The 2,560-nt window shown below is 63.7% G+C and carries 2 protein-coding genes; one reads left to right on the forward strand and one right to left on the reverse strand.

Annotated elements, in window-relative coordinates; genetic code table 11:
- Positions 1-301: 301 nt before the first annotated feature.
- A complete protein-coding gene (locus QRN67_RS17660; RefSeq protein WP_285412879.1) occupies positions 302-727 on the reverse strand; it encodes a DUF1801 domain-containing protein in 426 nt (141 codons plus the stop codon).
- Positions 728-1,048: 321 nt separating this feature from the next.
- Between QRN67_RS17660 and hglS the strand changes: the two genes are divergently transcribed.
- Complete coding sequence (gene hglS / locus QRN67_RS17665) at positions 1,049-2,428, forward strand: 2-oxoadipate dioxygenase/decarboxylase HglS (protein WP_285412880.1); 1,380 nt, start codon at positions 1,049-1,051, stop codon at positions 2,426-2,428.
- Positions 2,429-2,560 lie beyond the last annotated feature (132 nt).

The raw sequence follows: 2,560 nt of genomic DNA on the forward strand, positions 1-2,560 counted from the left end.
AGCCCAGAAAACCCCAGTCAAGCAATTGACTGGGGTTTTTTGCTTTGGGGCGAGCGGCAACCGCAAATTGGCCGTCATCCAAAATGGGTTTGCAATGCCCACAGAACGCCGATAACCACTACGAAGAGCACTGCGAACAGAATCCAAGCTTGTGTGAATGCTCGGGTCTCTGTAATTTCAATGGGAGTGACTGCGGCAGGCGGCGCAGGTGTAGCAGGCGTATGTGAAGTCATTCCAGACTGTACTCCCTGGGGCCCCAGTACTGTTCAGCTTTGCATCCAGCGATGGCAAACAAGCAAGCTCAGCTCTTCGCCTTTTTCGAAGACTTCGATTTGCCGGCTTTATTGAGTTCGATGGCCTCTCGAACGAGCGACTTGAAGGCGGGCCCGGCAACTTCCTCTCCTTCATGAATGTCGATAGCGCGGCGAGTGTTTCCGTCTAGGCTCGCGTTGAAGAGCCGAGCAGGGTCCTTCAGTGACGCACCCTTGGCAAACGTGAGCTTCACCGCGCTCTTGTAAGACTCGCCGGTGCAGATGATGCCGCCGTGCGACCAGACCGGCGTGCCCATCCACTTCCATTCTTCGATGACTTCAGGATCGGCTTCCTTGATGAGCTTGCGCATCCTGGCGAGCGTTTCACCGCGCCAGTCGCCAAGCTCGGCGATTTTGTTCGAAATGAGCTCCGAGGCCGATGGGCTCGGGTCCGCGTCGTCCGATGACTTTTTCATGTCTTCCTCCTGGAGGGTTGCCTCGACGGTGATGCGAATGGTAGCCGCCGAAGGCGGCGCCGATCAGCGCAGACCTGCCTGGCCCCCCAATCAAGATCGCAGCCTTCCCTGGCCATGGCTTGACGCCTGCGTGGCTATCAATGTCAATGCCGAGTCAACAAGGACGCGACGGGAGCGGCAAGTTCATGCGCTGAAGGAATGACATCAGGCGAGAAGATCGTTTGACCCGACTGCCCGTGCTGCCGAAAATTTTGGCTGAGCACTCGGCCGATGCGCTCCGGGAATGCCTGGCGCATCGCGACACTTCAAGATCACTCCCCAATGAACGACACCACCTTTCTTCCCAGCGACGAGATCCGTTCGCTGTTCTCCCGCCGCATGTCCGAGATGTATCGCGCCGAGGTGCCGCTGTACGGCGATCTGCTCGACGTCGTTGCCGACGTCAACGCGGACAGCATGCGCGAGCCGACGCTGCTGGCACAGCTGCGCAGGAACGGCGAGCTGGAACGCATCGACGTCGAGCGCCACGGCGCCATCCGCTTGGGCAAGCCCGAAGAGCTGGCCACGATGCGGCGCCTGTTCAAGGTCATGGGCATGGCGCCGGTCGGTTACTACGACCTGTCCGTCGCCGGCGTGCCGGTGCACTCGACCGCCTTCCGCCCGGTGACCGATGCGTCGCTGTCGAACAACCCGTTCCGGGTCTTCACTTCGCTGCTGCGGCTCGAGCTGATCGAAAACCCGGCGCTGCGTGCGGAAGTGCAGGAGATCCTCGCCCGCCGGAGCATCTTCACGCCGCGCGTGCTGGCGCTCATCGAACAGGCCGAGACGGCCGGCGGCCTGACGGCGGCGCAGGCTGAAGAGTTCGTGGCGCAGGCCCTGGAGACCTTCCGCTGGCACAGCGAGGCCACGGTGAGCAAGGCCACTTACGACAAGCTGCTGGCGGCGCACCGCCTCATTGCCGACGTCGCCTGCTTCAAGGGCCCGCACATCAATCACCTCACGCCGCGCACCCTGAACATCGACGACGCGCAGGTCGAGATGACGCGCCGCGGCATGTCCGCCAAGGACGTCATCGAAGGGCCGCCGCGCCGCAAGGTGCCGATCCTGCTGCGCCAGACCAGTTTTCGCGCTCTGCAGGAACGCGTGGCGTTCGTGGGGGAGAGCGAGGCCGAGGCGGGCACGCACACCGCACGGTTCGGCGAGATCGAGCAACGCGGCGTGGCCCTGACCCGCAAGGGCCGTGCGCTCTACGACGCGCTGCTCTCCCGCGTGCGAGACGCGAACGGTGCCGGCAACGCGGGCGCCGACTACCAGGCCCGCCTGGATGCCGCGTTCAGCGACTTCCCGGACGACCTGAAGACGATGCGCGAAGCGGGCCTCGGCTTCTTCCGTTATGCGCTGACCGACGAGGGCCGCGCCGCGAACCAGGACGCACTTGCCGCGAAGTCGCTGCAGGCGCTCGTCGACGAAGGCTGGCTGGATGCCGAGCCCATTACGTACGAAGACTTCCTGCCCGTGAGCGCCGCCGGCATCTTCCAGTCCAACCTCGGCTCGGACGAGCAGAAGAGCTACGCGGCCAACAGTGCGCAGGCCGTGTTCGAGGCCGCCTTGGGCGCGAAGGTGCAAGACGAGATCGCGCTGTATGAAGAAGCTCAGGCGCGTTCGTTGAAAGCGGCTGTTCCTTTCCTGTCCGCAGCGTGACCGCACTGATCGACCAATTGCGCGCCATCGTCGGCGCCCAGCACGTGCTCAACGAGGGCGACCTCACCGCCTACGATCAGGACTGGCGCAAGCGCGCGCGCGGCAAGTCGCTGGCCGTGGTGCGCCCGGCCA

The sequence above is a fragment of the Variovorax sp. efr-133-TYG-130 genome, assembly GCF_030208835.1.
Lineage (GTDB): Bacteria > Pseudomonadota > Gammaproteobacteria > Burkholderiales > Burkholderiaceae_C > Variovorax.

What these genes read in the sequence shown, in the direction of transcription:
- QRN67_RS17660 (WP_285412879.1), bottom strand. Translation starts at nt 727, where the DNA reads ATGAAAAAGTCATCGGACGACGCGGACCCGAGCCCATCGGCCTCGGAG.
- hglS (WP_285412880.1), top strand. Translation starts at nt 1,049, where the DNA reads ATGAACGACACCACCTTTCTTCCCAGCGACGAGATCCGTTCGCTGTTC.